Genomic DNA, 24,440 nt, shown 5'->3' with positions numbered 1-24,440 from the left:
GCCATCATGGCCGCGGCGAATGCCGCTCTATTGCACCGCCGGCGCGTCCGGCGCGACGCTGGCGGTGGCGTCCGGATCGACCCGCGGAGTGGGCGCCTCGGGCGCCGCCTTGGCGGCGGCGCGGGCCTCCTCCAGCATGGTCTTCATCACCTGCTGGTTGCCCTTGCGCACCGCGTCGATGAAGCCGGCGAACGGCAGGTCGGTGATGCCGACCAGGCCGATGTGGCCGTTCTCGCCGTCGAGCAGGCGGCCGCTGGCGGGCTGGTCGAGGTACTGGAACCAGTGCGCGCCGACGATCTGCGGGTCCTTCACCGCGGCGGCGAGGAACTGCTGGTAGCGCTCGCCGCGCTGCTGCTCGTTGTACACCTCGGAAACCCCGCCCCAGAACGGGCCGCGGTCACGGGAGCCGAAGTGGAACTCGCTGATCAGCACCGGCTTGTCGAGGCTGCGCACGTAGGCGGCGTCGTAGCCCTGCTGCGGCGTCGGCGCGTAGAGGTTGAAGCTCAGCAGGTCGCAATACTGCGCGCAGGAGGCCAGCGCCTCGGGGGTGTTCACCGCGAAGCGCCCGCCCAGCAGCAGGTGGTTGGGGTCGTGCCAGCTGAGGGAGTCGCGCAGGGTCTTGAAGTACTGGTCGGCGTACAGGCGCAGGAAGGCGCTGTAGTCCTGCTCGATGGCCGGGTGTTCGGCCTGCACTTCAGGGGCCTGGTAGCCCGGCGCGTCCAGGTCTTCCCAGGCGCCCAGCTCGACGCCCCAGGCTGCGGCCAGGGCCTCGTGCTCGTGGTACTTGTCCTTGAGCTGCTTGATGAAGGCGCGCTTGGCCGGGCTGTCGGTGGACAGCGCCAGGGTGCCGAAGGCCAGGGCGTAGCGGTTGCGCGGCTCGTTGCCCTGCCCGGCCCAGGCCAGTTCGTTGTCGGCGTAGTAGCCGAGCAGCCAGGGGTCTTCGCGGTGGTCGCGGGTGGCGATGGCGATGGCGCGCTCGGCGGCCATGGCGAATTTCGGGTCGAAGGGGTCGGGCATGGCGCCCCACCAGTCGTAGCCGGTGCTGACCGTGGCGTAGTCGCCGCCGATGGCCAGCGGCAGGCTGTAGGGAATCCGCGAGGCGCCGGCGAAGGCCGGCTGGCTCCAGTTGCCCAGGCCGTTGAAGCCCCAGGCGTCGAGGCGCGCCAGGGTGCGCTCCAGCCAGGCGTCGGCGGCCGGCTGGCCGCTCAGCCCGCCCGTGGCGCGGTAGCGGTTGGCGGCGTAGAAGTCGTACCAGCGGCCGTGGCCGAAGGCCCTGCCCTGCTGGGCGCCGACGCCGTCGCGGTCGTCGCTCTGGCCGTAGAAGTCGGCCAGCGGCTCACCCTCGGCGGGCAGTTCGGTGAACATGTATTCGCGGCCTTCGACGTAGGTCTGGCTGCTTTCGCTGTTCACCGTGTTCACGCCCAGGGACCAGTACGGGTGCCCGTCCGGCGTCACCAGCCACCAGCGGCCGTTGCGCTTCTCCGTGCGGAAGAAGCCGGTGGCCTGGAAGTCCGGGCCTTCCGGCAGGCCGCCGAAGGTGTCGGTGGGCTGCGCCTGGGCCTGCCATTTCTTCAGTTGCTCGCCCTCGGCCTTCCAGGCATTGGCCAGTTGCTCGACGCTCCTGACCTTCTCCGGCCAGTCGCTGCGGGTGGACTGGCCATAGGCGTCGATGATGCCGGTGTAGGCCTTGCGCAGCTCGTCGCCGCCGGAACGGGTGCCGAAGCGGCCGACGAGGATGTCCTGGGCCGCCTTCGGGGCGTTCAGGTAGAGGCGCACCGCGCCGACCTTGTTGCGCTGCAGCTCGCCGGTGACCACCGGGGCGATGAGCACGCGCTGGCCGTCGAGGCTCATCGGCATCGGCACCCCGGCGCGCATGCCGAACAGCTGCGGCGCGGTGGCCTGCAGCGGCACCAGCAGGGTCTGCGCCGGGCCGGCGGGCAGTGCGACGCTGGCGTGCAGGCCGGGCGTGCCGTCGAGGTTGTCGATGTCGATCTCCAGGGTCAGCGCCCAGTCCATGGCGCTCTGGATGCGCAGACTCATGGCGTCGGCCCGCGACCAGTCCCAGCTGCCGGCGGCGGGCTTGAGGGTGAGCGTGGGGCGCGCCGCCGGGTGGAACTTCACCCGCCGCAGGATCTCGCCCTCGGGCGTGGCCTCGGCGGTGGCGCTGGGCAGGTCGGCGTCCTGCAGGCCGACGCTGACCACCGCCATCGGCTTGACGAAGTTGAACAGGACGTCCTCGCTGGGCGCGGCCCACAGCGGGGCGCAGGCGAGGCTCAGGCTGAACAGCAGGGGCAGATGCCAACGGAGTGAACGCATGCAACCTTGTCCTTGGGGCGGCGCCGGGCGCCACCGGGATTTGCGACCTGGGACGGCGCGCCGCCCCTGTTACGGATGCCGCGCCTTAGGCGATCTCGCGGCGGAACGGCGGCAGCGCGTTGAGGATGGCCTTGCCGTAGCGCTGCGTCACCACACGGCGGTCCAGCAGGCTGATGGTGCCGCGGTCCTGCTCGGTGCGCAGCAGGCGCCCGCAGGCCTGCACCAGGCGCAGCGAGGCGTCGGGCACGGCGATCTCCATGAAGGGGTTGCCGCCGCGCGCCTCGATCCACTCCGAGAGCGCCGCTTCCACCGGGTCGTCCGGCACCGCGAAGGGAATCTTGGCGATCACCACGTGCTCGCAGTAGGCCCCCGGCAGGTCGACGCCCTCGGCGAAGCTGGCCAGGCCGAAGAGCACGCTGGGCTCGCCGTCGTCGACGCGGGCCTTGTGCTTGTTGAGGGTCTCCAGCTTGGACAGGTTGCCCTGGATCAGCACGCGCTTGCGCCAGTCGCGCTCCAGGCCGTCGAACACGTCCTGCATCTGCCGCCGCGAGGCGAACAGCACCAGGGTGCCGCGGGCGCCTTCGACCATGGCCGGCAGCTCGCGGACGATGGCCGCGGTGTGGGCGGCGGCGTCGCGCGGGTCGGCCTTCAGGTCCGGCACCCGCAGCAGGCCGGCATCGGCGTGGTGGAAGGGGCTGGGCACCACGGCGGTGACCGCCGCGCGCGGCAGGCCGGCGCGCATGCGGTAGCGGTCGAAGGTACCCAGGGCGGTCAGGGTGGCGGAGGTCACCAGCACGCCGTAGGCCACGTTCCACAGGTTGCGGCGCAGGGTCTCGGCGGCGAGGATCGGGCTGGCGTTGGCTTCGATGTCGTAGAAGCTGCCGCTTTCGGCGAGGGTCAGCCAGCGCGCCATGGGCGGGCCGTCCTGCGGGTCCTCGCAGGTGAAGGCGGTCCACAGTTCCCAGTTGCCCTGGGCGCGCGACAGCAGGCTGCCGAACAGCGGGTACCACTCCTCTGCCTGGTAGCTGGCGACACCGGCGGTGCCCTCGCCGTCCATGGCCTGCTTGAGCAGTTCGGTGAGGCGGGTGAAGAGGTCGGTGAGTTTGGAAAAACCCTTCTTCAGCTCGATACCCATCTCGCGGATGTGCTCGGGGACCACCCCGCCCACGAAGCGGTGGCGCGGGCGCTCGCGGCCTTCCATGTCCTCGCCGGCACGGAAGTCGCCGATCTCCTCGCAGGCGGTGAACATGAACTGCTGCTGGGTGCGCAGCTCGCGGGCCAGCTCCGGCACCTGCTCGATCAGCCGGCCGAGGTCGCCGGGCAGCGGGTTCTGCGCCAGCAGCTTGGTCAGGTTCTTCTCCACCTGCCCCAACCAGTCGGCGGTGGCGCGCAGGCGGGTGAAGTGGGCGAAGTGGCCGATGGCCTTGTCCGGCAGGTGGTGGCCTTCGTCGAAGACGTAGAGGGTCTCGCGCGGGTCCGGCAGGATGGCGCCGCCGCCCAGGGCCAGGTCGGCCAGCACCAGGTCGTGGTTGGTGACGATGACGTCGACCTTGGTCATGCCCTCGCGCGCCTTGTAGAAGGCGCACTGCTGGAAGTTCGGGCAATGCCGGTTGGTGCACTGGCTGTGGTCGGTGGTCAGCTGCGCCCAGTGGGCGTCCTCGATGGCCTCGGGCCAGGAGTCGCGGTCGCCGTCCCAGCGGTTGCCGGCCAGGCGCTCGATCATCTGGTTGAACAACTTGCTGCCGCTCTCGTCGACGTCGATGCGGAAGCCTTCTTCCTCGAACAGCTGGGCCGTGGCGTTCTGCGCCTGGCCCTCCTGCAGCAGGTGGTCGAGCTTGGACAGGCACAGGTAGCGGCCGCGGCCCTTGGCCAGGGCGAAGCTGAAGGCCAGGCCGCTGTTGCGCAGCAGGTCGGGCAGGTCCTTGTGGACGATCTGCTCCTGCAGCGCCACGGTTGCGGTGGCGATCACCAGGCGCTTGCCGGCGGCCTTGGCGCAGGCGATGGCGGCCAGGCTGTAGGCCACGGTCTTGCCGGTGCCGGTGCCGGCCTCCACGGCCACCACCGCGGGCTCGCCGCTGCGCTGGCCTTCCTCGTCGGTCTCGATGGTGCCCAGGACCTTGGCCACTTCGGCGATCATCAGGCGCTGGCCGTAGCGCGGCTTGAGTTCCTTGGCTTCCAGGAAGCGCGTGTAGGCGCCCTGGATGGTGGCCTTGAGTTCGTTGCTGAGCATGGAATTCCCGGGCATGCGGGACTGTCCATCGGGACATGTCCGGATGCTGGATAAATTTTCAGTGGTAGCAGGGTCTGTTGGCGTTTTGTCACGACCGCGACGGAGCCATTTTTTGCGTGGGGCAAGGCGCGAGGAGAGCGGTTTGGTCATTCCAAATGAACGACGAGTAACGCGGCACCACGCAAAAAAGGGCCCGTCCCTTCGGGTTGCGCGGCAAATGGCGCCATGCGTCGTTGCGGGACTTGCCAAGGGAACGCCATTGCCTGCGTCCCGCGCCTAGCCTGGCGCCATTTGTCGCTGCAACGCGGCTCGCGACAAAACGTCAACAGACCCTGTGGGCCGGCTATGATAGCGCGCTTATTTTCAACCGCCAGCGGAGATCGCCGAATGACCGCCTTTGCCCCTGTCTACGCCCTGCACGTCCTGGCCGCCCTGGTCTGGGTCGGAGGGATGTTCTTCGCCTGGATGATCCTCCGTCCGGCGGCCGTCGCCGCGCTGGATGCGCCGGCGCGGCTGAAGCTGTGGGCCGAGGTGTTCCGGCGCTTCTTCGTGTGGGTCTGGGTGGCGGTGCTGGCGCTGCCGGTGACTGGTATCGGCATGTTGCAGCTGAGTTTCAACGGCGTGGCCGGCGCGCCGCGCTACGTGCAGGTGATGATGGGACTGTACGTGGCCATGCTGGCGCTGTTCCTGCGGGTGCAGGCGCTGCAGTTGCCGGAGCTGCGCCGCGCCATCGAGGCGTCCGACTGGCCCGCCGGCGGCGCGGTGCTGGGACGCATCCGCCGCACCGTGGGCGGCAACCTGCTGCTGGGCCTGGCGCTAGTGGCGATAGTCGCCGCGCGCCCGCACTGGTGAGCATTGGCGCGGGCCGCGGGGCCCGCGCCGGTTTCAATCAGAAACGCACTACAGTCAGAAACGCACTACGTCCAGACGGCCCTGGGCACCGCTGGGGCCGGGCTTGCCGGCGCCACCGTCATGGCCGGCCTTGCCGCCGTCCACCGAGTACAGCAGGCAGCCCTTCTCGCCACTGCGCGCGCCGGCCTTGCCCGGCTTGCCCGGGGCACCGCCGGCGCCGCCTTCCAGGCGCACCTTGACCAGTTCCACGGGGAATTGCTGGGGCACTTCCAGGCGCACCACGCCGCCGGCGCCACCGGTCTGGCCGTCGCCGGCGTCCTGGCCGTCGCCGCCCTGTTCCGCGCCGCCCCACAGGCAGCCGCCGCTGCGCGCGTGGGCGCCGTCGAGGCCGTCGTAGCCCGGCGCGCCGACGCCGCCGCGCACGTCGACCAGCAGGTTCTCCACCTGCACGTCCTGCAGGCGCAGGGTCAGGGTGCGGCCGGCGCTGGCCGGGCGATGGAAGCTGCCGGAAGCGCCCTGGGCGGCGATCACGCTGCCATCGGCGAGGTGCCCGCGAGCCACCTCGATGCGCAGCGGCTGCTCGCCGGGGAACACGCCGAGGCGGGCGTTCTTCTGCAGGTCGAGTTCGTCGATGTGCAGCACCTTCACCCGCGACGGGATCAGCAGCGCGCCGCCCTCCGCTACGCGGACGTGTTCCAGGCTCAGGGACTCGCCCTTCACCGGCAGGCGCAGCACGGTATTGGCCTCCACCTGTACCGAGGCGGCGCTGGCGGCCTCGATCGGCGCCAGCAGCATCAGGCCCAACAGCAGCTTACGCATGGCCGCCCTCCTTGGCCGGTGCCGGCAGCGAGAGGAAATGGAAGATGCCGAACAGCAGGACCTGGATGCGGTCCAGCCAGGGAGACGAACGCCCCTTCAGGCGTGCGCCGAGCGCCAGCAGTTCAAGGATGTGGATCAGCAGGATGAGGCCCCCGGCGACCTTCAGCAGGGTCGCGAACGGATGGGCGAAGGGATGCAGCAGATTGGCCAGCACCGCCAGCCAGAACAACAGGGCAACCAGCTTGCCCAGCCCCACAAAAGCCTTCATGTAGATGCTCCCCCGGTTTCTTGTGCCGGCACCATACTCCGGAGGCGGTGACGATTTCCATAGGCGGTGGAAACACGAAAGGGGCGCATAGGCCCCTTTCGCTTCAGCACACGCCGGGTGTTACTGGCGCTTGATCAGGATTTCCACGCGACGGTTTTCCGCGCGGCCTTCCTTGGTCTTGTTGTCGGCGACCGGTTTGCTTTCGCCGTAGCCTTCCACCGACTTGATGCTGCTGGCAGGCACGCCGGCATCCACCAGGTAGTTGGCCACCGCATGGGCGCGGCGATCGGACAGTTTCTGGTTGTAGGCGTCGGTGCCGACGCTGTCGGTGTGGCCGGAGATATCCAGCGTGGTGGTGGAGGCTTCCTCTTTCAGGCGGGTGGCGATGGTGTCGAGCTTGTCCTTGTCACGGTTGTCGATCTTCGACGAGTCGAAGGCGAAGTGCAGGTCCCTGACAACGATGGTCTCTTCCTTCGGCAGCGGTGCCGGAGCCGGTTCGGGAGCCGGTGCGGGCGGCGGCGCCTCGACCACCTTCTCGCCTTCGCCATGCACCCAGCAGTAGGACGCGCCGAGCACGCCGCCGATCAGCGCGCCCCAGCCCGCCCAGGCACTGCTTTCGATGGAGCCCAGGCCAGCGCCCCCTACACCACCGACCAATGCGCAGGTCGGCCAGTCGGACTTCTGCAACCCTGCGCAACCGGTGAGCAGCGTGCTTACCAGCAGCAGGGGTAAAGCGGTCCTTTTGATGCTCATATATCAGTCTCTCCTGTGAGATGGGTCTGAACCGACAATTACCGAGTAAAGACGGCGATGCACGAATACGCCAGCACTAGGCCATGAAGGGGTTCACAGGCTAGTCTCTGCGCATTCCGAACGAGAGTTTCCGCACACCGATGATTTCCGATCGCACGCCCCAGCAGGCGCTGGCCGCCCTGCTCGACCGCTACGCCCCGCAACGCCTGCTGCTGGTAGGCGCCAGCGGCATTCCCGCCGTGGAAGCCTTCCGCCAGGCCCACCCCGATTGCCAGGTGCACGGCGCCGCCGCAGGCGAGCTGCCGGCGGAACTGGCGGCGCAGCGTTACGACCTGGCGCTGCTGGCCGACTGCCTGGAGCATCTGGAGCGCCGCGCGGCGCTGCAACTGGTCGGCGGCATCCGCAACCTCAACAGCAGCCGCGTCGCCGTGCTGGTCGACCTGGCCGAAGCCGGCGTCGCCGAAATCGACTTCTACGCCCTGGGCATGCAGGCCAGCGAACGCTTCCAGCGCGACGATCAGACACTCACACTGTTCACCTACGATCTGCGTGAATACAAGCAGGTCCCGGATTGGCTGAACGCCAAGTTCTGGGCCAACCCGGAAAACTTCGGCAAGTACTGGTGGTGACCATGACCGAGCCCTGCTGCCCCTGTGGAAGCGGCCTGCCCCTGGCGGACTGCTGCGGCCGCCTGCACGCCGGCCAGCCGGCGCCCACCGCCGAGGCGCTGATGCGTTCGCGCTACAGCGCCTACGCCCTGGGCCTGGTGGACTACCTGCGCGACACCACGCTGCCGGCCCAGCAGCCCGGCCTGGACCTGGAGGCCATCCGCGCCTGGAGCCTGGGCAGCACCTGGCTGGGCCTGGAGGTGGAAAGCCACGAGGTGCTCGGCGGCACGCCCGAGCATGCCCGCGTCACCTTCACCGCGCGCTGGCACGACGCCAACGGCGAGCACAGCCACCGCGAATGCTCCGGCTTCGTCCAGCGCGACGGCCGCTGGTATTTCCTCGACCCGACGGTGCCGCTCAAGCTGGGCCGCAACGATCCCTGCCCGTGCGGCGCCGGCGGCAAGCTGAAGAAATGCTGCGGGCCGTGGATCGGTTGACGCGGCGGACGCACCGGGGCGTGCCTCGTAGGATGGGTTGAGCGAAGCGATACCCATGCGGCCATGGTAATGGGTATCGCAAGCTCAACCCATCCTACGTCAGCGTTTCTCTTGCACCGGTAGCCAGCGGCCTTCCGGCGGGCGTGGATAGCAAAGGATTCATTGCCACCCAAAAGGGACACCTCATGCACCCATTGGGTGCATCGGGCCCATCGGCTAGAATGCGCGCTTTTCCGCGGGCCCCGCCATGCTGCTGACCACCCTCTACATCATCGCCATCATCGCCGAGGCCATGACCGGCGCGCTCTCGGCCGGGCGCCGCAGCATGGACCTGTTCGGCGTGGTGCTGGTGGCCTGCGTCACCGCCCTGGGCGGCGGCTCGATGCGCGACATGCTGCTGGGGCACTACCCGCTGACCTGGGTGCGCCACCCGGAATACCTGGCGCTCACCGCCGGCGCCGCGCTGGTCACGGTATTCATCGCGCCGCTGATGCGCCACCTGCGCTCGCTGTTCCTGGTGCTCGACGCCATCGGCCTGGTGGCCTTCACCCTGATCGGCTGCCAGGTCGGCCTGGAGATGGGCCACAGCCTGCTGATCGCCGCGGTCAGCGGGGTGATCACCGGGGTGTTCGGCGGCATCCTGCGCGACATCTTCTGCAACGACGTGCCACTGATCTTCCGCCGCGAGCTGTACGCCAGCGTGTCCTTCGCCAGCGCCTGGTGCTACCTGATCTGCATCCAGTTGGAGCTGCCCAACGAGCAGGCCATGCTGATCACCCTGTTCGCCGGCTTCCTGTTCCGCCTGCTGGCGATCCGTTTCCACTGGGAAATGCCCAAGTTCGTCTACAAGGACGATCCCCAGCAGAACGGCTGAGCGCTCAGTCGGCCAGCTTCAGATGGCTGGTGTCGGGCGCCGGCGCGGCGGGGTCCGCCTTGGCCTGGCCCATGTCGCTGCCCACCGGCGCCAGGCTGAACTGGCTGAGATCGACCTGCGGCGCACGCGGCTCGGCCTTGTCGTCCTGCAGGTCGGCGCCCACCGGGGCCAGGCCGAAGTCCGGCGCGTCCACCTCGGCGAAGGCCGCCATGTACTCGTCGCGCGGGGCTACCTTCAGCCGTCCCGGCGTAGCCGCGGCCGGTGCCGGGGTAGGAGCGGGTTCGGCGGCGGGCGGCGGGGCCAGTTCGATCTCCTCCACCGCGGGGGCCATGTCCACCACCTCGACCTGCGCGCCGGCCCGTTCCAGAGCGGCGCGGTACTTGTCGGCGGCGGCGGCGTCGAGGTTATTCTTCAGCACCAGGCGGCGGCCGGAAAACAGCAGGGCGATGCGTTGCGCATCGGCCTGGAACAGCTTGGCCAGGTTGGCCTTCACCGCTTCCGGATCAGCGCCTGGAAGCGTCTGACCGGAAAAGACGATTTCGAAACGGCTCATCCATCACACTCCTGTGTTCTCCCGTCTGCCGACGGGCGGCCCAGTATGGGACAACTTCTTTTAACGCAACAACAACTTGCGGCCAAGCAGCCGCTTGGTACACTGGGACGTCTTGGGGGATTGAAATGAATTATCAGGCGCAAACGATAAGAATTATCAGCCTAGTCTGGATTTTCGCGCTCCTCTCCGGTTGCAGCTGGATGACCGGTAGCTTCGAAAGCCCCGACGTGAAGCTGATGAAAGTGGACGTGGTGAAAGCCCGCCTGCTAGAGCAACAGTTCACACTGCACTTCCGTATCGACAACCCGAACGATTTCAGCCTGCCGGTGCGCGGCCTGGCCTACAAGGTCAAGCTGAACGACGTCGACCTGGCCGAAGGCGAATCCAGCGTCTGGTTCACCGTGCCCGCCAATGGCCGGCAGTTCTTCGAGGTGCCGGTGCAGACCAACCTCTGGCGGCACATGAAGTACATCGTCAAGCTGCTGGAAGACCCGGACAAGCCGATCCGCTACAGCCTCGAAGGCGACGTGAAGACCGGCCTGCTGTTCGGCCGCACCGTGCATATCGCGCGCAATGGCGAGATAATCCCCGGCGATTTCATCCCGGAGTGAGGCACCCATGAGCCAGGAACCCCATGTACATGGTCCCGACTGCAACCACGACCATGATCATGACCATCATCACCACGTGCACGGCCCGCACTGCAACCACAGCCACGAGCCGGTGCGTAATCCGCTGAAGGACGTTGGCCGCAACGATCCGTGCCCTTGCGGCAGCGGCGCCAAGTTCAAGAAGTGCCACGGCGCTTGAGGCGGGTGGGCTAGGTGAGAACGCCGTTTCTTCCGTGAGGGGAAACGGCGTTTTCGTATCCGGCGGGCACAAAAGCCCCTGTAGGAGCAATCCGCTCCCACGAGGGAAATGCCATGCCTCCCCGGTGATCGTAGTGCCGACTGCGCCGAGACGCTTTTCGTAGGATGGGTTGAGCCTTGGCGAAACCCATGCGGTCGTGGTGATGGGTATCGCTTCGCTCAACGCCATCCTACGCGGCGTCGTATTTGCCGGAGGGCGTAGGAACAACTGTCTTACCGGCGGCGCCGAGGCGCGCCTCAACGGATGGGTTGAGCCTTGGCGAAACCCATGCGGTCGTGGTGATAGGTATCGCTTCGCTCAACGCCATCCTACGAGGCCTTGTGTGCCGGTGGGGTAGGAGCGGACTCCGTCCGCGATTGGACTCACCGGCCACGCCGGACGCCCCGGCGGCACGAACACCCATCGCGAGCATCCCCGCGCCCACCCTCCCGAACCACCCACACCCCGCGAATTCCCTGCCCCCGCGGCTTGCGCGAAGGTGCGCGGCTCTCTAACGTAGCGGCTTTCCGCAAGCCCTGTGCAGGAGCACGCTTCCATGGCCTCGCGAGCCTTCCGCCCGCTTCCCCGACTCGGCCTCGCCGCCACCCTCAGCGCCGCCGTCAGCCTGACTGGCTGTCAGACCTGGCTGAACGACCGCTACGCCGACAGCCTGCCGCCCACCTCCGGCGTGCAGCCGATCAAGGGCCTGGCCGAAAGCGTGTCGGTGCGCCGCAATGCCCTGGGCATGCCGCTGATCGAGACCAGCACCTTCCACGACGCGCTTTTCGCCATGGGCTACGTGCATGCCAGCGACCGCATCGGCCAGATGGTCGGCCTGCGCCTGATGGCCCAGGGGCGGCTGTCGGAGATGGTCGGCCCGGGCGCCCTGGAGATCGACCGTTTCATGCGCACGGTCAACCTCAGGCAGGCCGCCAATGCCCTCTACGCCGGCTCCTCGCCGCGCCTGAAGCGTTTCTTCGAAACCTACGCGCGCGGCGTCAACGCCTACCTGTTCCGCTACCGCGACAAGCTGCCGATGGACATCGCCGAGTCCGGCTACCGCCCGGAATACTGGAAGCCCGAGGACTCGGCGCTGGTCTTCGCCCTGCTCAACTTCGGCCTGGCGGTGAACCTGCAGGAGGAACTGGACTCTCTGGTGCTCGCGCAGAAGGTCGGCGCCGGGAAGCTCGCCTGGCTCACGCCCATCTACCCCGACGAGGAACTGCCCTTCGCCGAGGCCGACAAGCTCAAGGGCCTGAAACTCGCCGGGCAGATTCCCGGCCTGGCCGAGGTCGGTGGCGCCGCCGAGGCAGTGGCCGGGCTGCAGATGCTCGGCGTGGCCGCCTCCAACAACTGGGCCATCGCCCCGCAGCGCAGCCGCAGCGGCAAGAGCCTGCTGGCCAACGACACCCACCTGCCGCTGTCGATGCCGTCGATCTGGAACTTCATGCAGATCCGCTCGCCGAAGTACAGCGCCGCGGGCGTCACCATCGCCGGCGTACCCGGCGTGGTGGCCGGCTTCAACGGCAAGCTGGCCTGGGGCATGACCATGGTCATGGGCGACAACCAGGACGTCTTCCTCGAACAGGTACGGCGCCAGGGCGGCAAGCTCTACTACCTGGCCGACGGCCAGTGGAAGCCGGCCAGCGAGCGCGTCGAGACCTTCTTCATCAAGGGCCAGCGCCCGGTGCGCGAGACCATCTACGAAACCCGCCACGGCCCGCTGCTCAACAGCGCCCTGCTCGGCGCGAAGAAGAACGACCTGCAGCCGCTGCCGATGAGCAGCGGCTACGGCCTGGCCTACCAGAGCATCCAGGCGGTGTCGGACAAGAGCCTGGACGCCTTCTTCGACCTGTCCCGGGCCAAGAGCGTCGAGCAGGCCTTCGACGCCACCCGCGAAGTCCGCGCCATGCCGCTGAACATCGTGTTCGCCGACGAGAAGCACATCGGCTGGCAGGTCACCGGGCGCTTCCCCAACCGCAAGGACGGCCGCGGCCTGCTGCCCTCCCCCGGCTGGGACGGGCGCTACGACTGGGACGGCTATGCCGACCCGATCCTCCATCCCTCCGACCAGGACCCGCAGCAGGGCTGGCTGGGCACCGCCAACAACCGCACCGTGCAACCCGGCTACGGCGCGCAGCTGTCCAGCTCCTGGTACTACCCCGAACGCGCCGAGCGCATCGCCCAGCTGGCCAACGCCAGCAACCGCCACGACGCGCGCAGCATGATCGCCATGCAGTACGACCAGACCACGCCCTTCGCCGCCAAGCTGCAGGGCATGCTCGACGCGCCCGGCATGGCCGCGCCGCTGAAGCAGGCGATCCAGGCCCTGCCCGAAGGCCAGCGCGAGCGCGCCCGCGAGGCCCTGGACCGGCTGATGGCCTTCGACGGCAAGCTCTCCGCCAGCTCCGCCGACGCCGCCCTCTACGAGGCCTTTCTGCAGGAAAGCGCCAAGCAGATCTTCCTCGACGAACTGGGCCCGGAAGACAGCCCGGCCTGGAAGGCCTTCGTGCAGAACGCTGACCTCTCCTACTCGGCCCAGGCCGACCACCTGCTGGGCCGCGACGACAGCCCCTTCTGGGACGACGTGAAAACGCCGCAGAAGGAAGACAAGCCGGCCATCCTCGCGCGCAGCCTGGCCGCCGCCACCGCCTTCTGCGAACAGAAGCTGGGCAGCGACCGCCATGCCTGGCAGTGGGGCAAGCTGCACACCTACAACTGGGTCAGCGACAGCACCAAGATGGCGCCCTACCTGGACGCCGGACAGCGCGCCGGCCTGGGCGCCATCAAGGGCTACCTGGACCGCGGCCCCTACCCGGCCGGCGGCGACCACAGCACGCTGAACGTCTCGGCCTACAACTGGGGCCAGAACTTCGACACCTGGCTGATCCCGGCCATGCGCATGGTCGTCGACTTCGGCCAGAGCGAGCCCATGCTCGGCGTCAACAGCAGCGGCCAGTCCGGCAACCCGGCCAGCCCGCACTACGCCGACGGCATCGACGCCTGGCTGAAGGGCGACTACATGAGCTTCCCGTTCCAGAGCCAGAACCTCGACCGCGTCTACGGCAGCAAGCGCCTGACCCTCGTTCCGCAGAAATGAGCGCGCGGCGCGGAACTTCCGCCGCGCCGGCGGGTCGGATCTGTCGACTTACTCCATGATCATCTTCAAGGCACCCTCGGGTGCCTTTTTTTTGCTGCCCACGCCACAACCGGCGCACCAGGCTGTTACCGAAAACCCCGCCTCCTCGCCCCGTCTTGGGGCATCCCTTCCCCGACCGGCTGCTATACCTGTCGTAGGAACGCGCCTGTCGTCCGTCTCCTACCGCCGAGGCCCGTGGTTGCGCCTCTGGTTCGAAACTTGCTGTCACATTGATGTTATGCCTTTGGTTCCACTGCTTGAATCAACCACCAAGGATTCCAACCGATGAAAAAAGCATGGCTGACCCTCTCCGCCCTGGTGCTGCTGGCTGGCGCCGGAGCTTTGCAGGCCAAGGAATGGAAAGAAATCCGCTTCGCCACCGACCCGTCCTACGCGCCCTTCGAATCCAAGGCGCCGGACGGCAGCCTGGTCGGCTTCGACATCGACCTGGGCAACGCCATCTGCGAGCACCTGAAGGTCAAGTGCGTGTGGATGGCCAACGACTTCGACGGCATGATCCCGGGCCTGAAGGCTCGCAAGTTCGATGGCGTGATCTCCTCGATGACCGTCACCGAGGCGCGCCAGAAGGAAATCGACTTCAGCGACAAGCTGTTCACCAGCCCCACCGCGATGATCAGCAAGAAGGGCTCGGGCCTGGAGGCCACCGCCGCATCGCTCAAGGGCAAGACCGTCGGCGTCGAGCAGGGCACCATCCAGGAAACCTTCGCCAAGGCCAAGCTGGAGCCGGCCGGGGTCAACGTGAAGAGCTACCAGAACCAGGACCAGGTCTACGCCGACCTGGTGTCCGGGCGCCTGGACGTCTCGCTGCAGGACATGCTGCAGGCCGAGCAGGGCTTCCTCACCACCGACCAGGGCAAGGGCTTCGAGATCAGCAAGCCGGTGCATGACCCGCTGATGCCGGCCGACATCGCCATCGGCATCAAGAAGGGCAACAACGAACTGCGCGAGATGATCAACAAGGGCATCAAGGCGATCCACGCCGACGGCACCTACGACAAGCTGCAGAAGAAATACTTCGGCGACATCGACATCTACAACGACTGACCCGCGTCCACCGCGCCCGGCTGCCGCCAAGGCGGCCGGGTGCGGTCTATTCTGCTGACAAGGCACAAGGAGTTTCCTGCGCATGCTCCAGGACTTCTTCCGTACCCTGGCCGAGACCATGAGCCTCAAGGGCTACGGCTCCATCCTCCTCGACGGCACCTGGATGACCGTCAAGCTGTCGATCTGCTCGCTGCTGCTGTCGGTGACCCTCGGCCTGCTGGGCGCCAGCGCCAAGCTGTCCGGCTCCAGGCTGCTGCGCTTCCCCGCCACCTGCTACACCACGCTGATCCGCGGGGTGCCCGACCTGGTGCTGATGCTGCTGATCTTCTACAGCCTGCAGACCTGGCTGGCGGACCTGACCGACTACATGGACTGGGACTACATCGAGATCGACCCCTTCAGCGCCGGCATCATCACCCTCGGCTTCATCTACGGCGCCTACTTCACCGAGACCTTCCGCGGCGCCATCCTCGCCGTGCCGCGCGGCCAGTTGGAGGCGGCCAGCGCCTACGGCCTGACGCGCCTGCAGCGCTTCCGCTTCGTGCTCTTCCCGCAGATGATGCGCTTCGCCCTGCCGGGGGTGGGCAACAACTGGATGGTGCTGATCAAGTCCACCGCGCTGGTCTCCATCATCGGCCTCTCCGACGTGGTGCGCGCCGCCCAGGACGCCGGCAAGAGCAGCTACCGCCTGCTGTTCTTCCTGCTGGTGGCCGGGGCCATCTACCTGCTCTTCACCACCGTCTCCAACATCGTGCTCAACGCCCTTGAGCGCCGCTACGCCATCGGCGTGCGCGAGGCCCTGCGATGATCGAGTTGCTGCAGCAGTACGGCAAGGCCTTCCTCTGGAGCGACGGCTACCACATCACCGGCCTGGCCATGACGCTCTGGCTGCTGACGGTGTCCATCGCCTTCGGCTTCACCTTCGCCATTCCCCTGTCCATCGCCCGCGTCTCGCGCAACCCGCTGCTGCGCTGGCCGGTGCAGTTCTACACCTACGTGTTCCGCGGCACGCCGCTCTACATCCAGCTGCTGGTCTGCTACACCGGCATCTACAGCGTGGCGGCGGTGCGCGAGCAGCCGATCCTCGACGCCTTCTTCCGCAACGGCCTGAACTGCACGCTGCTGGCCTTCGCCCTGAACACCTGCGCCTACACCACCGAGATATTCGCCGGGGCCATCCGCAACACCGCCCACGGCGAGGTGGAAGCGGCCCGCGCCTACGGCCTGAGCGGCTGGCGCCTGTACCGCTACGTGATCATGCCCTCGGCGCTGCGCCGCTCGCTGCCCTACTACAGCAACGAGGTGATCCTCATGCTGCACTCCACCACCGTGGCCTTCACCGCCACGGTGCCGGACATCATGAAGATCGCCCGCGACGCCAACGCCGCCACCTTCCTCTCCTTCCAGTCCTTCGGCATAGCCGCGGCGCTGTACCTGGTGACCTCCTTCACCCTGGTCGGCCTGTTCCGCCTCGCCGAACGCCGCTGGCTGGCCTTCCTCGGCCCCAGCCATGGCTGAACCCATCCCGGCCGCGCGGCGGTCGTAACCTGAGGACTCCATGACCACACTGAAGATCGAAGGCCTGTACAAGCGCTACGGCGACAACGAGGTGCTCAAGGGTGTGTCCCTGGAGACCCGCACCGGCGACGTGGTGAGCATGATCGGCGCCAGCGGCTCGGGAAAGAGCACCTTCCTGCGCTGCATCAACTTCCTCGAACAGCCCGACGAAGGCCGCATGAGCCTGGACGGCGAGGAAATCCGCATGGTCGCCAGCCCCGGCGGCATGCGCGTGGCCGACGCGGCGCAGTTGCAGCGCATCCGCACGCGCCTGGCCATGGTGTTCCAGCACTTCAACCTGTGGAGCCACATGACGGTGCTGGAGAACGTCACCCTGGCCCCGCGCCGCGTCCTGGGCGTCGAGCGCAAGGAAGCCGAGGAACGCGCGCGCAGCTACCTGGCCAAGGTCGGCCTGCCGACCCAGGTGGAGGACAAGTACCCGGCCTTCCTCTCCGGCGGCCAGCAGCAGCGCGTGGCCATCGCCCGCGCCCTGGCCATGGAGCCGGAGATCATGCTGTTCGACGAACCCACCTCGGCGCTGGACCCGGAACTGGTGGGCGAGGTGCTCAAGGTGATCAAGGCCCTGGCCGAGGAAGGCCGCACCATGATCCTGGTGACCCACGAAATGGCCTTCGCCCGCGAGGTCTCCAGCCAGGTGCTGTTCCTCCACCAGGGCCGCGTCGAGGAACAGGGGCCGCCGCAGGAGGTGCTGGGCCAGCCGAAGAGCGAGCGGTTGCGGCAGTTTCTCAGTGGGAATCTGAAGTAGGGGTGGTGCCAGGCTCGGCGCTGGCGTGCCATCGGAATCCGTTCCCCTCACCCCAGCCCTCTCCCGGAGGGAGAGGGGGCTTGTCCTGAGCGGGCTGAAGATCAGGAGTCAGCCGGCAACGCCATAGTCTCGCAGGGAGCTCCGTAGCCCGCTTCACACCGAACGGTCCCCTCTCCCGCTTGCGGGGGAGGGTTAGGGAGGGGGAACGGGGCCAAGTCCCAGCGCCGGAGTGTCGTCGAAGTCCGTCCCCTCTCCCCAGCCCTCTCCCTGAAGGGAGAGGGGGCCTGTCCTGAGCAGGCTGAAGATCAGGAGTCAGCCGGCAACGCCATAGTCTCGCAGGGAGCGATGTAGCCCCGCTTCACACCGAACGGTCCCCTCTCCCGCTTGCGGGGGAGGGTTAGGGAGGGGGAACGGGGCCAAGCCCAGCGCCGGCGTATCGTCGAAGTCCGTCCCCTCTCCCCAGCCCTCTCCCTGAAGGGAGAGGGGGCTTGTCCTGAGCAGGCTGAAGATCAGGAGTCAGCCGGCAACGCCATAGTCTCGCAGGGAGCTCCGTAGCCCCGCTTCACACCGAACGGTCCCCTCTCCCGCTTGCGGGGGAGGGTTAGGGAGGGGGAACGGGGCCAAGTCCCAGCGCCGGAGTGTCGTCGAAGTCCGTCCCCTCTCCCCAGCCCTCTCCCTGAAGGGAGAGGGAGCCTGTCCTGAGCAGGTTGAAGGTCAGGAGTCAGCCGGCAACAAAAAACCGGGCCAAAGCCCGGTTTCTCGCGTTCGCCTCAAGCCTCAAGCCTCAAGCCTTGGGCAGCGTCACCCCAGTCTGCCCCTGGTACTTGCCCCCACGATCCTTGTACGACACCTCGCAGGCCTCGTCCGACTGCAGGAACAGCATCTGCGCCACGCCCTCGTGGGCATAGATCTTCGCCGGCAGGTTGGTGGTGTTGGAGAACTCCAGGGTCACGTGGCCTTCCCACTCCGGCTCCAGCGGGGTGACGTTGACGATGATGCCGCAGCGCGCGTAGGTGCTCTTGCCCAGGCAGATGGTCAGCACGTCGCGGGGGATGCGGAAGTACTCCACGGTGCGCGCCAGGGCGAAGGAGTTCGGCGGGATGATGCAGACGTCGCTGTTGATGTCGACGAAGCTCTTCTCGTCGAAGTTCTTCGGGTCCACCACCGCCGAGTGGATGTTGGTGAACACCTTGAACTCGGCCGCGCAGCGCACGTCGTAGCCGTAGCTGGAGACGCCGTAGGAGATCACCCGGCTGTCGTCGGCGCCGCGCACCTGGCGCTCGACGAAGGGCTCGATCATCCCGTGCTCCAGGGCCATGCGGCGAATCCACTTGTCCGATTTGATGCTCATGGCGGGCGTCCCGTAGCTGCTGAAAAAGAAACGCGAATCTTACCGGCAGCGCCCGTCGGCAGCAAAGGCTGCATGACCAACGTCGAGAACGCGTTGCGCACAGGCCCGCCGAAGACCTTCCAGCAATGCACGAATGCAGGCCGCGAAAGTAGCGGGCCAACGCGTATTTCAGATATTGCCGAGATACTTCTGAATTTTTAAGAAAAATCTCACAAGACTCAAAAGAAACCTCACCTGCACCTTGAACCGGACGTGAAAGATACTTTGTCCCCTGCCCCGCCATAAGTTGCCTACAGCGGAAATCACAATAAACGCCCCGCAGGGAACTCCCATGAATCCAAAGATTCCCCTCCTGCTGTTTCCCTTGTTGCTGATTGCGTGCACGACAAACGACCCGAAGCCGGTTTGCGATGAACAAGGCTGTGGAGCACAACAGCCCCCAGCGTCATCTTCAGCTGCCGGCAATAACCCCGCGGATATCGACGCGGACCGAGCCTCGAGCGCGCTCCTGTCCCTCGCCGCCAGCGACCCGCGCGCGGCCTACGACCTGGGGCTGCGCTATTTCCGCGGGGATGGCGTGGCCCAGGACAGCTACCAGGCGCTGCAGTGGATGCGCAGCGCCGCGGAGCGCGGGGACCTGGAGGCGCAGAAGGCCCTCGGCGGCCTCTACCTGGGCGGCCTCGAGGAAATGGGCGCCGACCCGCAGGAAGCCGAGAAATGGCTGGCGATGGCCGCGGGCCGAGGCGACCAGGAGTCGATGCAACTCCTGGCCCAGGCCCGCGCCGCCAAAAACTCCGAAGCTGCCTATTTCAAGTGGAAGACCGATTGGCGGGAAATGACCCTGCGCTATTGGTACTCGGCCTATCCCTATCGCAGTTATTGGCGGGATGACAACTGGCACTGGCGCTAGCTGGAAGTCACAAGTCGAAAGTTTCCGCAACGGCAACTGGCAGAAGAACAAACACCCCCCAACACCAAACGGCAAAACAACATGAAATCAAAATCGAAGAGCATTGTTAAATACATGCTGGGCGCGGCCATTGCCGGCACATTGAATGGATGCGCGGCACTGGGCGGGGGGTTGATCTCGCCGGGGGGACAGCATGCCGGGGTTTCCGGCGCGGCGGCCGGCGGCAACAGCAACGGCGCGCAGCAATCGCTGCAGCGCTGCGACAGGCCACTGGGCACCATCGCCGTGGACGACGGGCGCGAGGCCGACTGGTACGGCCCCTTCGGCAGCGCCACGCAGATGACCTCCATCGAACCCCTGCTGCGCCTGGCGGTACAGCAATCGAACTGCTTCGTCATCACCTCGATCGGCAACCAGCGATCCGACGCCCGCCTATCGCGCATCACCGAGATACAGCGGCTATCCGGCGAATACCGCGCCGGTTCTAAACAGCACAAGGGCCAGCGGGTCGCCGCCGACTATTACCTGGAACCGCAGATCATCATCAACGACTCCGCCATTGGCGGCCTGGCCGGAACCCTCGGCGGGCTGATCGGCAACGCCGCCATCGGCCAACTCGCCGGCGCGCTGCAAACCAAGGCCTCGGTGGTCACGCTCTCGCTGTTCGACATTCGCTCCTCGGTGCAGATCGCCGCAGCCGAAGGCAACTCGACCGCGACCAACTACGGAGCCGCGCTGGCCGGCTTCGGCGGTGGCGTCGGCGGGGGGCTGGGCGGCTTTTCCCGCACGCCCGAAGGCAAGGCCACGGTGGTCGCCTTCATCGATGCCTGGAACAAGATGGTCGTGTCCCTGCAGGACTACAAGGCCCAGAACGTCGAGGGCGGGCTGGGCCGTGGCGGCAAGCTGAAGGTCAACTGAGGCCACCGCGGCCACGGCGTCCGGCAAATGACGAGCGCGGCCGCCAGGCCGCGCCCTTGATCAGTCCTCGCTGATGGAGATGCTCGGCATCGCCGGCGCGTCCTTCTCGCTCAGGGCGATGCGCGCGCCCACGCAGCGGGCCATTTCCTGGTAGATCATCGCCAGTTGGCTTTCCGGGTCGGCGATCACCGTCGGCTTGCCGCCGTCGGCCTGCATGCGGATGGCCATGGACAGCGGCAGCGAAGCCAGCAGTTCCACGCCGTACTGCGCCGCCAGCTTCTCGCCGCCGCCCTCGCCGAACAGGTGCTCGGCGTGGCCGCAGTTGGAGCAGATGTGCACCGCCATGTTCTCCACCACGCCCAGCACCGGGATGTTGACCTTGCGGAACATCTCCACGCCCTTCTTCGCATCGAGCAGGGCCAGGTCCTGCGGGGTGGTGACGATCACCGCGCCGGCCACCGGGACCTTCTGCGCCAGGGTCAGCTGGATGTCGCCGGTACCCGGCGGCATGTCGATCACCAGGTAGTCCAGGTCGTTCCAGGCGGTCTGGGTGATCAGTTGCAGCAGCGCGCCGGAGACCATCGGCCCGCGCCACACCACAGGAGTGTTGTCGTCGGTGAGGAAGGCCATGGACATGACTTCCACGCCATGGGCCTCCAGCGGCACGAACCACTTCTGCTCGCGCACCTTCGGCCGGGTGCCCTCGGGAATGCCGAACATGATGCCCTGGCTGGGGCCGTAGATGTCGGCGTCGAGGATGCCCACCTTGGCCCCTTCGCGGGCCAGCGCCAGGGCCAGGTTGGCGGCGGTGGTGGACTTGCCCACGCCGCCCTTGCCGGAGGCCACGGCGATGATGTTCTTCACGTTGCTCATGCCCGGCACCTGGGCCTGGGCCTTGTGCGCGGCGATCTTCACGTCCACCTTCACCTGGGCCGAGTCCACCCCGTCGAGGGCTTCCAGGGCCATCTGCACGGTCTGCGCCAGGCCATTCCTGAACAGGCCGCAGGCATAGCCCAGCTCCAGGCCCAGGGCGATGCGCCCGCCCTGGATGTCGAGGTCGCGCAGGTAGCCGGCGTCGAGCAGGTTCTGGCCGGTGTGCGGGTCGGTGATCTGGCGGAGGACGGCCTCCACCGTGGCGCGGGTGACGACGCTCATGGGTTCTCCCGAAAAAAGGCTGAGCACGGTAGGCGGGAATATTAACAGCAGCGGCAGGCTATAGGTTGCAGGCTTCGGGCTTCGGGCTTCGGGCTTCGGGCTTCGGGCTTCGGGCTTCAGGCTTCAGGCTTCGGGCTTCAAGCACCGATCGCTCTTCGCTCCTACCTGTAGCCTATAGCCTGCTGCCTGCAGCCTGTTATAGTTACCGACTTCCCTCGATTTACCCCAATGGCCTGAGCATCATGTCCGAAAACCGCCAGATCCTCGTCACCAGCGCCCTGCCCTACGCCAACGGCTCCATTCACCTGGGCCACATGCTGGAATACATCCAGACCGACATCTGGGTGCGTTTCCAGAAGATGCGTGGCAACCAGGCGGTGTACGTCTGCGCGGACGATGCCCACGGCTCGGCCATCATGCTGCGCGCCGAGCGCGAAGGCATCACCTCGGAACAGCTGATCGACGCCGTGCGCGCCGAGCACATGGCCGACTTCGCCGCCTTCCTGGTGGACTTCGACAACTACCACTCGACGCACTCGGAAGAGAACCGCGAGCTGTCCTCGGCCATCTACCTGAAGCTGCGCGACGCCGGGCACATCGCCACCCGCCCGGTGACCCAGTACTTCGACCCGGAAAAGCAGATGTTCCTGGCCGACCGTTTCATCAAGGGCACCTGCCCGAAGTGCGGCACCGCCGACCAGTACGGCGACAACTGCGAAGCCTGCGGCGCCACCTACGCGCCCACCGAGCTGAAGGACCCGAAATCGGCCATCTCCGGCGCCACCCCGGTGCTCAAGGAGTCGCTGCACTACTTCTTCAAGCTCCCGGACTTCGACGCCATGCTCAAGCAGTGGACGCGCAGCGGCGCGCTGCAGGAGTCGGTGGCCAACAAGATCGCCGAATGGCTGGACGCCGGCCTGCAGGAATGGGACATCTCCCGTGACGCGCCCTACTTCGGCTTCGAGATTCCCGAGGCCCCGGGCAAGTACTTCTACGTCTGGCTGGACGCGCCCATCGGCTACATGGCCAGCTTCAAGAACCTCTGCGCGCGCCGCCCGGAGCTGGACTTCGACGCCTTCTGGAACAAGGACTCCAAGGCCGAGCTGTACCACTTCATCGGCAAGGACATCGTCAACTTCCACGCGCTGTTCTGGCCGGCCATGCTCGAAGGCGCCGGCTACCGCAAGCCCACCGCGCTGAACGTGCACGGCTACCTGACCGTCAACGGGCAGAAGATGTCCAAGTCCCGCGGCACCTTCGTCAAGGCGCGCACCTACCTGGACCACCTGGACCCGGAATACCTGCGCTACTACTACGCCTCCAAGCTCGGCCGCGGCGTCGACGACCTCGACCTGAACCTCGAGGACTTCGTGCAGAAGGTCAACTCCGACCTGGTCGGCAAGGTGGTCAACATCGCCAGCCGCTGCGCCGGCTTCATCCACAAGGGCAACGCCGGCTTGCTGGTGGACGCCGACCCGGCGCCGGAGCTGGTCGCAGCCTTCAAGGCCGCCGCGCCGAGCATCGCCGCCGCCTACGAAGCCCGCGACTTCGGCCGCGCCATGCGCGAAATCATGGCCCTGGCCGACCAGGCCAACGCCTGGATCGCCGACAAGGCGCCCTGGGCGCTGAACAAGCAGGAAGGCAAGCAGGCCGAGGTCCAGGCCATCTGCGCCCTGGGCGTGAACCTGTTCCGCCAGTTGGTGATCTTCCTCAAGCCGGTGCTGCCGAAGCTGGCCGAGGCCGCCGAAGCCTTCCTCAACGTCGCCCCGCTGAAGTGGAGCGACCACGAGCAACTGCTGGCCAACCACCAGCTGAACCCGTTCAACCCGCTGATGACCCGTATCGAGCCCGCGAAAATCGAAGCCATGATCGAAGCCTCCAAGGAAGACCTCGCCGCTGCCAACCAACCCGCCGGCAACGGCGAACTGGTGAAGGACCCGCTGGCCGCGGAAATCAACTTCGACGCCTTCGCCGCCGTCGACCTGCGCATCGCGCTGATCGAGAAGTGCGAGTTCGTCGAGGGTGCCGACAAGCTGCTGCGCCTGTCCCTGGACATCGGCGACGAGAAGCGCAACGTGTTCTCCGGCATCAAGAGCGCCTACCCGGACCCGAGCAAGCTCGAAGGCCGCCTGACCCTGTACGTGGCCAACCTGGCCCCGCGCAAGATGAAGTTCGGCGTCTCCGAAGGCATGGTCCTGGCCGCCGGCCCCGGCGGCGAGGAAATCTACCTGCTCAGCCCGGACAGCGGCGCCAAGCCGGGCCAGCGCGTGAAGTAAGCGGCACGCGCCGAACGCGACGCCGGCCCCGGGGCCGGCGTCGTCGTTTCTGCCTTGCCCGGGCAAGACCATGCGCATAACCTATGCGCATCCGCCTCGGAGGTTCCCATGCACACGACCTACGATCCCCAAGCCCCGAAGAAAGCCACCAACCTCAGCCTGAACAGCGACCTGCTCAAGCAGGCCCGCGAGCTGGACGTGAACCTCTCGGCGGTGCTGGAGGAAGCGCTGGCCGACGTAGTGCGCGAACGCCTGCGGCAACGCTGGCTGGAACAGAACCGCCAGGCCATCGACGCCTACAATCAGCATGTGGACGGCGCCGGCGTGTTCGCCGACGACCTGCGGAGCTTCTGATGCCGCAGTTCGACCTGTACCGCAACCCCAGCCCGCGCAGCCGCGAGGACATCCCGCTGCTGCTGGACGTGCAGAGCGACCTGCTCGCCTCGCTGAACACCCGCGTGGTGATCCCGCTCAGCCGCGGCAAGGGCCTGGCCGGCATCGACCGGCTGATGCCCGAGGTGACGGTGGAGGGCGAGAAACTGCTGCTGCTCACCCCGCAGATGGCCGGCGTGGCGCGCCGCGAGCTGGGCGAGCCGGTGGGCAGCCTGGCGCACCTGCGGTTGGACATCATCGCCGCCATCGACCTGCTGATCACGGGAATCTGAGCATGCCCAAGCTCCGCCA

The 24,440-nt window shown here is 67.1% G+C and carries 25 protein-coding genes; 17 read left to right on the top strand and 8 right to left on the bottom strand.

Translation table 11 applies throughout. The annotated features are described in order from the left end of the window. Positions 1-27 precede the first annotated feature (27 nt). Together IG194_RS21790 and dinG are read right to left on the bottom strand one after the other, a co-directional pair. Positions 28-2,316 (bottom strand): beta-galactosidase, encoded by a 2,289-nt coding sequence (locus IG194_RS21790; RefSeq protein WP_064987533.1) that lies wholly within the window; start codon positions 2,314-2,316, stop codon positions 28-30. A gap of 85 nt (positions 2,317-2,401) precedes the next feature. Beyond that, positions 2,402-4,546 (bottom strand): ATP-dependent DNA helicase DinG, encoded by a 2,145-nt coding sequence (gene dinG / locus IG194_RS21785; RefSeq protein ID WP_058488723.1) that lies wholly within the window; start codon positions 4,544-4,546, stop codon positions 2,402-2,404. 387 nt (positions 4,547-4,933) lie between these two features. Here dinG and IG194_RS21780 point away from each other — a divergent pair, with 387 nt between their 5' ends. After that, positions 4,934-5,398: a CopD family protein gene (locus IG194_RS21780; protein WP_058070166.1), complete on the top strand. Its 465-nt coding sequence runs from the start codon at positions 4,934-4,936 to the stop codon at positions 5,396-5,398. A gap of 54 nt (positions 5,399-5,452) precedes the next feature. Here the strand turns inward: IG194_RS21780 and IG194_RS21775 are convergent, their stop codons facing one another. From IG194_RS21775 to IG194_RS21765, 3 genes are all read right to left on the bottom strand, one after another. Continuing rightward, positions 5,453-6,217, bottom strand: coding sequence for a hypothetical protein (locus IG194_RS21775; protein WP_058488722.1), 765 nt, complete (start codon positions 6,215-6,217; stop codon positions 5,453-5,455). After that, positions 6,210-6,485: a DUF1145 domain-containing protein gene (locus IG194_RS21770; RefSeq protein ID WP_043315788.1), complete on the bottom strand. Its 276-nt coding sequence runs from the start codon at positions 6,483-6,485 to the stop codon at positions 6,210-6,212. Before IG194_RS21770 ends, IG194_RS21775 begins: the two co-directional genes overlap by 8 nt. Positions 6,486-6,605: 120 nt before the next feature. After that, positions 6,606-7,238, bottom strand: coding sequence for an OmpA family protein (locus IG194_RS21765; RefSeq protein WP_009620687.1), 633 nt, complete (start codon positions 7,236-7,238; stop codon positions 6,606-6,608). A gap of 140 nt (positions 7,239-7,378) precedes the next feature. On the opposite strand from IG194_RS21765, the gene IG194_RS21760 reads away from it, so the two are divergent. The 3 genes from IG194_RS21760 (at position 7,379) to IG194_RS21750 (ending at position 9,217) form a co-directional block, all read left to right on the top strand. Next, positions 7,379-7,867, top strand: a complete 489-nt coding sequence (locus IG194_RS21760) for a DUF6231 family protein (RefSeq protein WP_009620689.1) — start codon at positions 7,379-7,381, stop codon at positions 7,865-7,867. A 2-nt stretch (positions 7,868-7,869) separates the two neighbouring features. Next, a complete protein-coding gene (locus tag IG194_RS21755) occupies positions 7,870-8,343 on the top strand; it encodes a YchJ family protein (RefSeq protein ID WP_043315793.1) in 474 nt (157 codons plus the stop codon). 247 nt (positions 8,344-8,590) lie between these two features. Further along, complete coding sequence (locus tag IG194_RS21750) at positions 8,591-9,217, top strand: trimeric intracellular cation channel family protein (RefSeq protein ID WP_009620693.1); 627 nt, start codon at positions 8,591-8,593, stop codon at positions 9,215-9,217. A gap of 4 nt (positions 9,218-9,221) precedes the next feature. Here the strand turns inward: IG194_RS21750 and IG194_RS21745 are convergent, their stop codons facing one another. Continuing rightward, positions 9,222-9,770 (bottom strand): hypothetical protein, encoded by a 549-nt coding sequence (locus IG194_RS21745; protein ID WP_058488721.1) that lies wholly within the window; start codon positions 9,768-9,770, stop codon positions 9,222-9,224. 125 nt (positions 9,771-9,895) lie between these two features. Between IG194_RS21745 and IG194_RS21740 the strand changes: the two genes are divergently transcribed. The 7 genes from IG194_RS21740 (at position 9,896) to IG194_RS21710 (ending at position 17,146) form a co-directional block, all read left to right on the top strand. After that, positions 9,896-10,381, top strand: a complete 486-nt coding sequence (locus IG194_RS21740; protein ID WP_009620697.1) for an LEA type 2 family protein — start codon at positions 9,896-9,898, stop codon at positions 10,379-10,381. A 7-nt stretch (positions 10,382-10,388) separates the two neighbouring features. Next, entirely contained in the window at positions 10,389-10,580 is a 192-nt protein-coding gene (locus tag IG194_RS21735; RefSeq protein WP_009620699.1) for an SEC-C metal-binding domain-containing protein, read from the top strand. Positions 10,581-11,175: 595 nt separating this feature from the next. Continuing rightward, positions 11,176-13,719 (top strand): penicillin acylase family protein, encoded by a 2,544-nt coding sequence (locus IG194_RS21730; protein ID WP_058488720.1) that lies wholly within the window; start codon positions 11,176-11,178, stop codon positions 13,717-13,719. A gap of 324 nt (positions 13,720-14,043) precedes the next feature. Next, the gene (locus IG194_RS21725) at positions 14,044-14,823 is read left to right on the top strand and encodes an ABC transporter substrate-binding protein (protein ID WP_009620702.1); all 780 of its coding nucleotides are present in this window, start codon (positions 14,044-14,046) and stop codon (positions 14,821-14,823) included. Positions 14,824-14,905: 82 nt separating this feature from the next. Then, positions 14,906-15,631 carry an ABC transporter permease gene (locus IG194_RS21720; protein ID WP_058488719.1) on the top strand — a complete coding sequence of 242 codons (726 nt, stop codon included), beginning with the start codon at positions 14,906-14,908 and terminating at the stop codon, positions 15,629-15,631. Beyond that, positions 15,628-16,341, top strand: a complete 714-nt coding sequence (locus IG194_RS21715) for an ABC transporter permease (protein WP_058488718.1) — start codon at positions 15,628-15,630, stop codon at positions 16,339-16,341. The genes IG194_RS21720 and IG194_RS21715 overlap by 4 nt, the downstream gene beginning before the upstream one ends. A 40-nt stretch (positions 16,342-16,381) precedes the next feature. Continuing rightward, positions 16,382-17,146: an ABC transporter ATP-binding protein gene (locus tag IG194_RS21710; protein ID WP_009620708.1), complete on the top strand. Its 765-nt coding sequence runs from the start codon at positions 16,382-16,384 to the stop codon at positions 17,144-17,146. 784 nt (positions 17,147-17,930) lie between these two features. Here IG194_RS21710 and dcd read toward each other — a convergent pair. Next, a complete protein-coding gene (dcd, locus tag IG194_RS21705) occupies positions 17,931-18,497 on the bottom strand; it encodes a dCTP deaminase (protein WP_009620709.1) in 567 nt (188 codons plus the stop codon). 72 nt (positions 18,498-18,569) lie between these two features. Between dcd and IG194_RS33080 the strand changes: the two genes are divergently transcribed. The 3 genes from IG194_RS33080 to IG194_RS21695 all read left to right on the top strand — a co-directional run bounded on the left by IG194_RS33080 (position 18,570) and on the right by IG194_RS21695 (position 20,325). Further along, positions 18,570-18,698 (top strand): hypothetical protein, encoded by a 129-nt coding sequence (locus IG194_RS33080; protein ID WP_263866472.1) that lies wholly within the window; start codon positions 18,570-18,572, stop codon positions 18,696-18,698. Positions 18,699-18,828: 130 nt separating this feature from the next. Continuing rightward, positions 18,829-19,407, top strand: coding sequence for a tetratricopeptide repeat protein (locus IG194_RS21700; RefSeq protein WP_058488717.1), 579 nt, complete (start codon positions 18,829-18,831; stop codon positions 19,405-19,407). An 81-nt stretch (positions 19,408-19,488) separates the two neighbouring features. Beyond that, a complete protein-coding gene (locus IG194_RS21695; RefSeq protein WP_058488716.1) occupies positions 19,489-20,325 on the top strand; it encodes a hypothetical protein in 837 nt (278 codons plus the stop codon). 60 nt (positions 20,326-20,385) lie between these two features. On the opposite strand, the gene apbC is transcribed toward IG194_RS21695, so the two are convergent. After that, positions 20,386-21,480: an iron-sulfur cluster carrier protein ApbC gene (apbC, locus tag IG194_RS21690; protein WP_058488715.1), complete on the bottom strand. Its 1,095-nt coding sequence runs from the start codon at positions 21,478-21,480 to the stop codon at positions 20,386-20,388. A gap of 242 nt (positions 21,481-21,722) precedes the next feature. Here apbC and metG point away from each other — a divergent pair, with 242 nt between their 5' ends. The 3 genes from metG to IG194_RS21675 all read left to right on the top strand — a co-directional run bounded on the left by metG (position 21,723) and on the right by IG194_RS21675 (position 24,421). Then, positions 21,723-23,756, top strand: coding sequence for a methionine--tRNA ligase (gene metG / locus IG194_RS21685; RefSeq protein WP_058488714.1), 2,034 nt, complete (start codon positions 21,723-21,725; stop codon positions 23,754-23,756). A gap of 108 nt (positions 23,757-23,864) precedes the next feature. Continuing rightward, positions 23,865-24,110, top strand: coding sequence for a type II toxin-antitoxin system CcdA family antitoxin (locus IG194_RS21680; protein ID WP_043272502.1), 246 nt, complete (start codon positions 23,865-23,867; stop codon positions 24,108-24,110). Next, positions 24,110-24,421, top strand: a complete 312-nt coding sequence (locus IG194_RS21675; RefSeq protein ID WP_058488713.1) for a CcdB family protein — start codon at positions 24,110-24,112, stop codon at positions 24,419-24,421. The genes IG194_RS21680 and IG194_RS21675 overlap by 1 nt, the downstream gene beginning before the upstream one ends. Positions 24,422-24,440: the final 19 nt, after the last annotated feature.

This window comes from Pseudomonas sp. ADPe (assembly GCF_014843515.1).
GTDB lineage: Bacteria > Pseudomonadota > Gammaproteobacteria > Pseudomonadales > Pseudomonadaceae > Pseudomonas > Pseudomonas citronellolis.
This window is presented reverse-complemented; position numbering and strand designations above follow the sequence as displayed.

Bases quoted from the DNA above. Each gene is read 5' to 3' on its own strand.
- IG194_RS21790 (WP_064987533.1), bottom strand. From the start codon at position 2,316: ATGCGTTCACTCCGTTGGCATCTGCCCCTGCTGTTCAGCCTGAGCCTC.
- dinG (WP_058488723.1), bottom strand. From the start codon at position 4,546: ATGCTCAGCAACGAACTCAAGGCCACCATCCAGGGCGCCTACACGCGC.
- IG194_RS21780 (WP_058070166.1), top strand. From the start codon at position 4,934: ATGACCGCCTTTGCCCCTGTCTACGCCCTGCACGTCCTGGCCGCCCTG.
- IG194_RS21775 (WP_058488722.1), bottom strand. From the start codon at position 6,217: ATGCGTAAGCTGCTGTTGGGCCTGATGCTGCTGGCGCCGATCGAGGCC.
- IG194_RS21770 (WP_043315788.1), bottom strand. From the start codon at position 6,485: ATGAAGGCTTTTGTGGGGCTGGGCAAGCTGGTTGCCCTGTTGTTCTGG.
- IG194_RS21765 (WP_009620687.1), bottom strand. From the start codon at position 7,238: ATGAGCATCAAAAGGACCGCTTTACCCCTGCTGCTGGTAAGCACGCTG.
- IG194_RS21760 (WP_009620689.1), top strand. From the start codon at position 7,379: ATGATTTCCGATCGCACGCCCCAGCAGGCGCTGGCCGCCCTGCTCGAC.
- IG194_RS21755 (WP_043315793.1), top strand. From the start codon at position 7,870: ATGACCGAGCCCTGCTGCCCCTGTGGAAGCGGCCTGCCCCTGGCGGAC.
- IG194_RS21750 (WP_009620693.1), top strand. From the start codon at position 8,591: ATGCTGCTGACCACCCTCTACATCATCGCCATCATCGCCGAGGCCATG.
- IG194_RS21745 (WP_058488721.1), bottom strand. From the start codon at position 9,770: ATGAGCCGTTTCGAAATCGTCTTTTCCGGTCAGACGCTTCCAGGCGCT.
- IG194_RS21740 (WP_009620697.1), top strand. From the start codon at position 9,896: ATGAATTATCAGGCGCAAACGATAAGAATTATCAGCCTAGTCTGGATT.
- IG194_RS21735 (WP_009620699.1), top strand. From the start codon at position 10,389: ATGAGCCAGGAACCCCATGTACATGGTCCCGACTGCAACCACGACCAT.
- IG194_RS21730 (WP_058488720.1), top strand. From the start codon at position 11,176: ATGGCCTCGCGAGCCTTCCGCCCGCTTCCCCGACTCGGCCTCGCCGCC.
- IG194_RS21725 (WP_009620702.1), top strand. From the start codon at position 14,044: ATGAAAAAAGCATGGCTGACCCTCTCCGCCCTGGTGCTGCTGGCTGGC.
- IG194_RS21720 (WP_058488719.1), top strand. From the start codon at position 14,906: ATGCTCCAGGACTTCTTCCGTACCCTGGCCGAGACCATGAGCCTCAAG.
- IG194_RS21715 (WP_058488718.1), top strand. From the start codon at position 15,628: ATGATCGAGTTGCTGCAGCAGTACGGCAAGGCCTTCCTCTGGAGCGAC.
- IG194_RS21710 (WP_009620708.1), top strand. From the start codon at position 16,382: ATGACCACACTGAAGATCGAAGGCCTGTACAAGCGCTACGGCGACAAC.
- dcd (WP_009620709.1), bottom strand. From the start codon at position 18,497: ATGAGCATCAAATCGGACAAGTGGATTCGCCGCATGGCCCTGGAGCAC.
- IG194_RS33080 (WP_263866472.1), top strand. From the start codon at position 18,570: ATGACCAACGTCGAGAACGCGTTGCGCACAGGCCCGCCGAAGACCTTC.
- IG194_RS21700 (WP_058488717.1), top strand. From the start codon at position 18,829: ATGAATCCAAAGATTCCCCTCCTGCTGTTTCCCTTGTTGCTGATTGCG.
- IG194_RS21695 (WP_058488716.1), top strand. From the start codon at position 19,489: ATGAAATCAAAATCGAAGAGCATTGTTAAATACATGCTGGGCGCGGCC.
- apbC (WP_058488715.1), bottom strand. From the start codon at position 21,480: ATGAGCGTCGTCACCCGCGCCACGGTGGAGGCCGTCCTCCGCCAGATC.
- metG (WP_058488714.1), top strand. From the start codon at position 21,723: ATGTCCGAAAACCGCCAGATCCTCGTCACCAGCGCCCTGCCCTACGCC.
- IG194_RS21680 (WP_043272502.1), top strand. From the start codon at position 23,865: ATGCACACGACCTACGATCCCCAAGCCCCGAAGAAAGCCACCAACCTC.
- IG194_RS21675 (WP_058488713.1), top strand. From the start codon at position 24,110: ATGCCGCAGTTCGACCTGTACCGCAACCCCAGCCCGCGCAGCCGCGAG.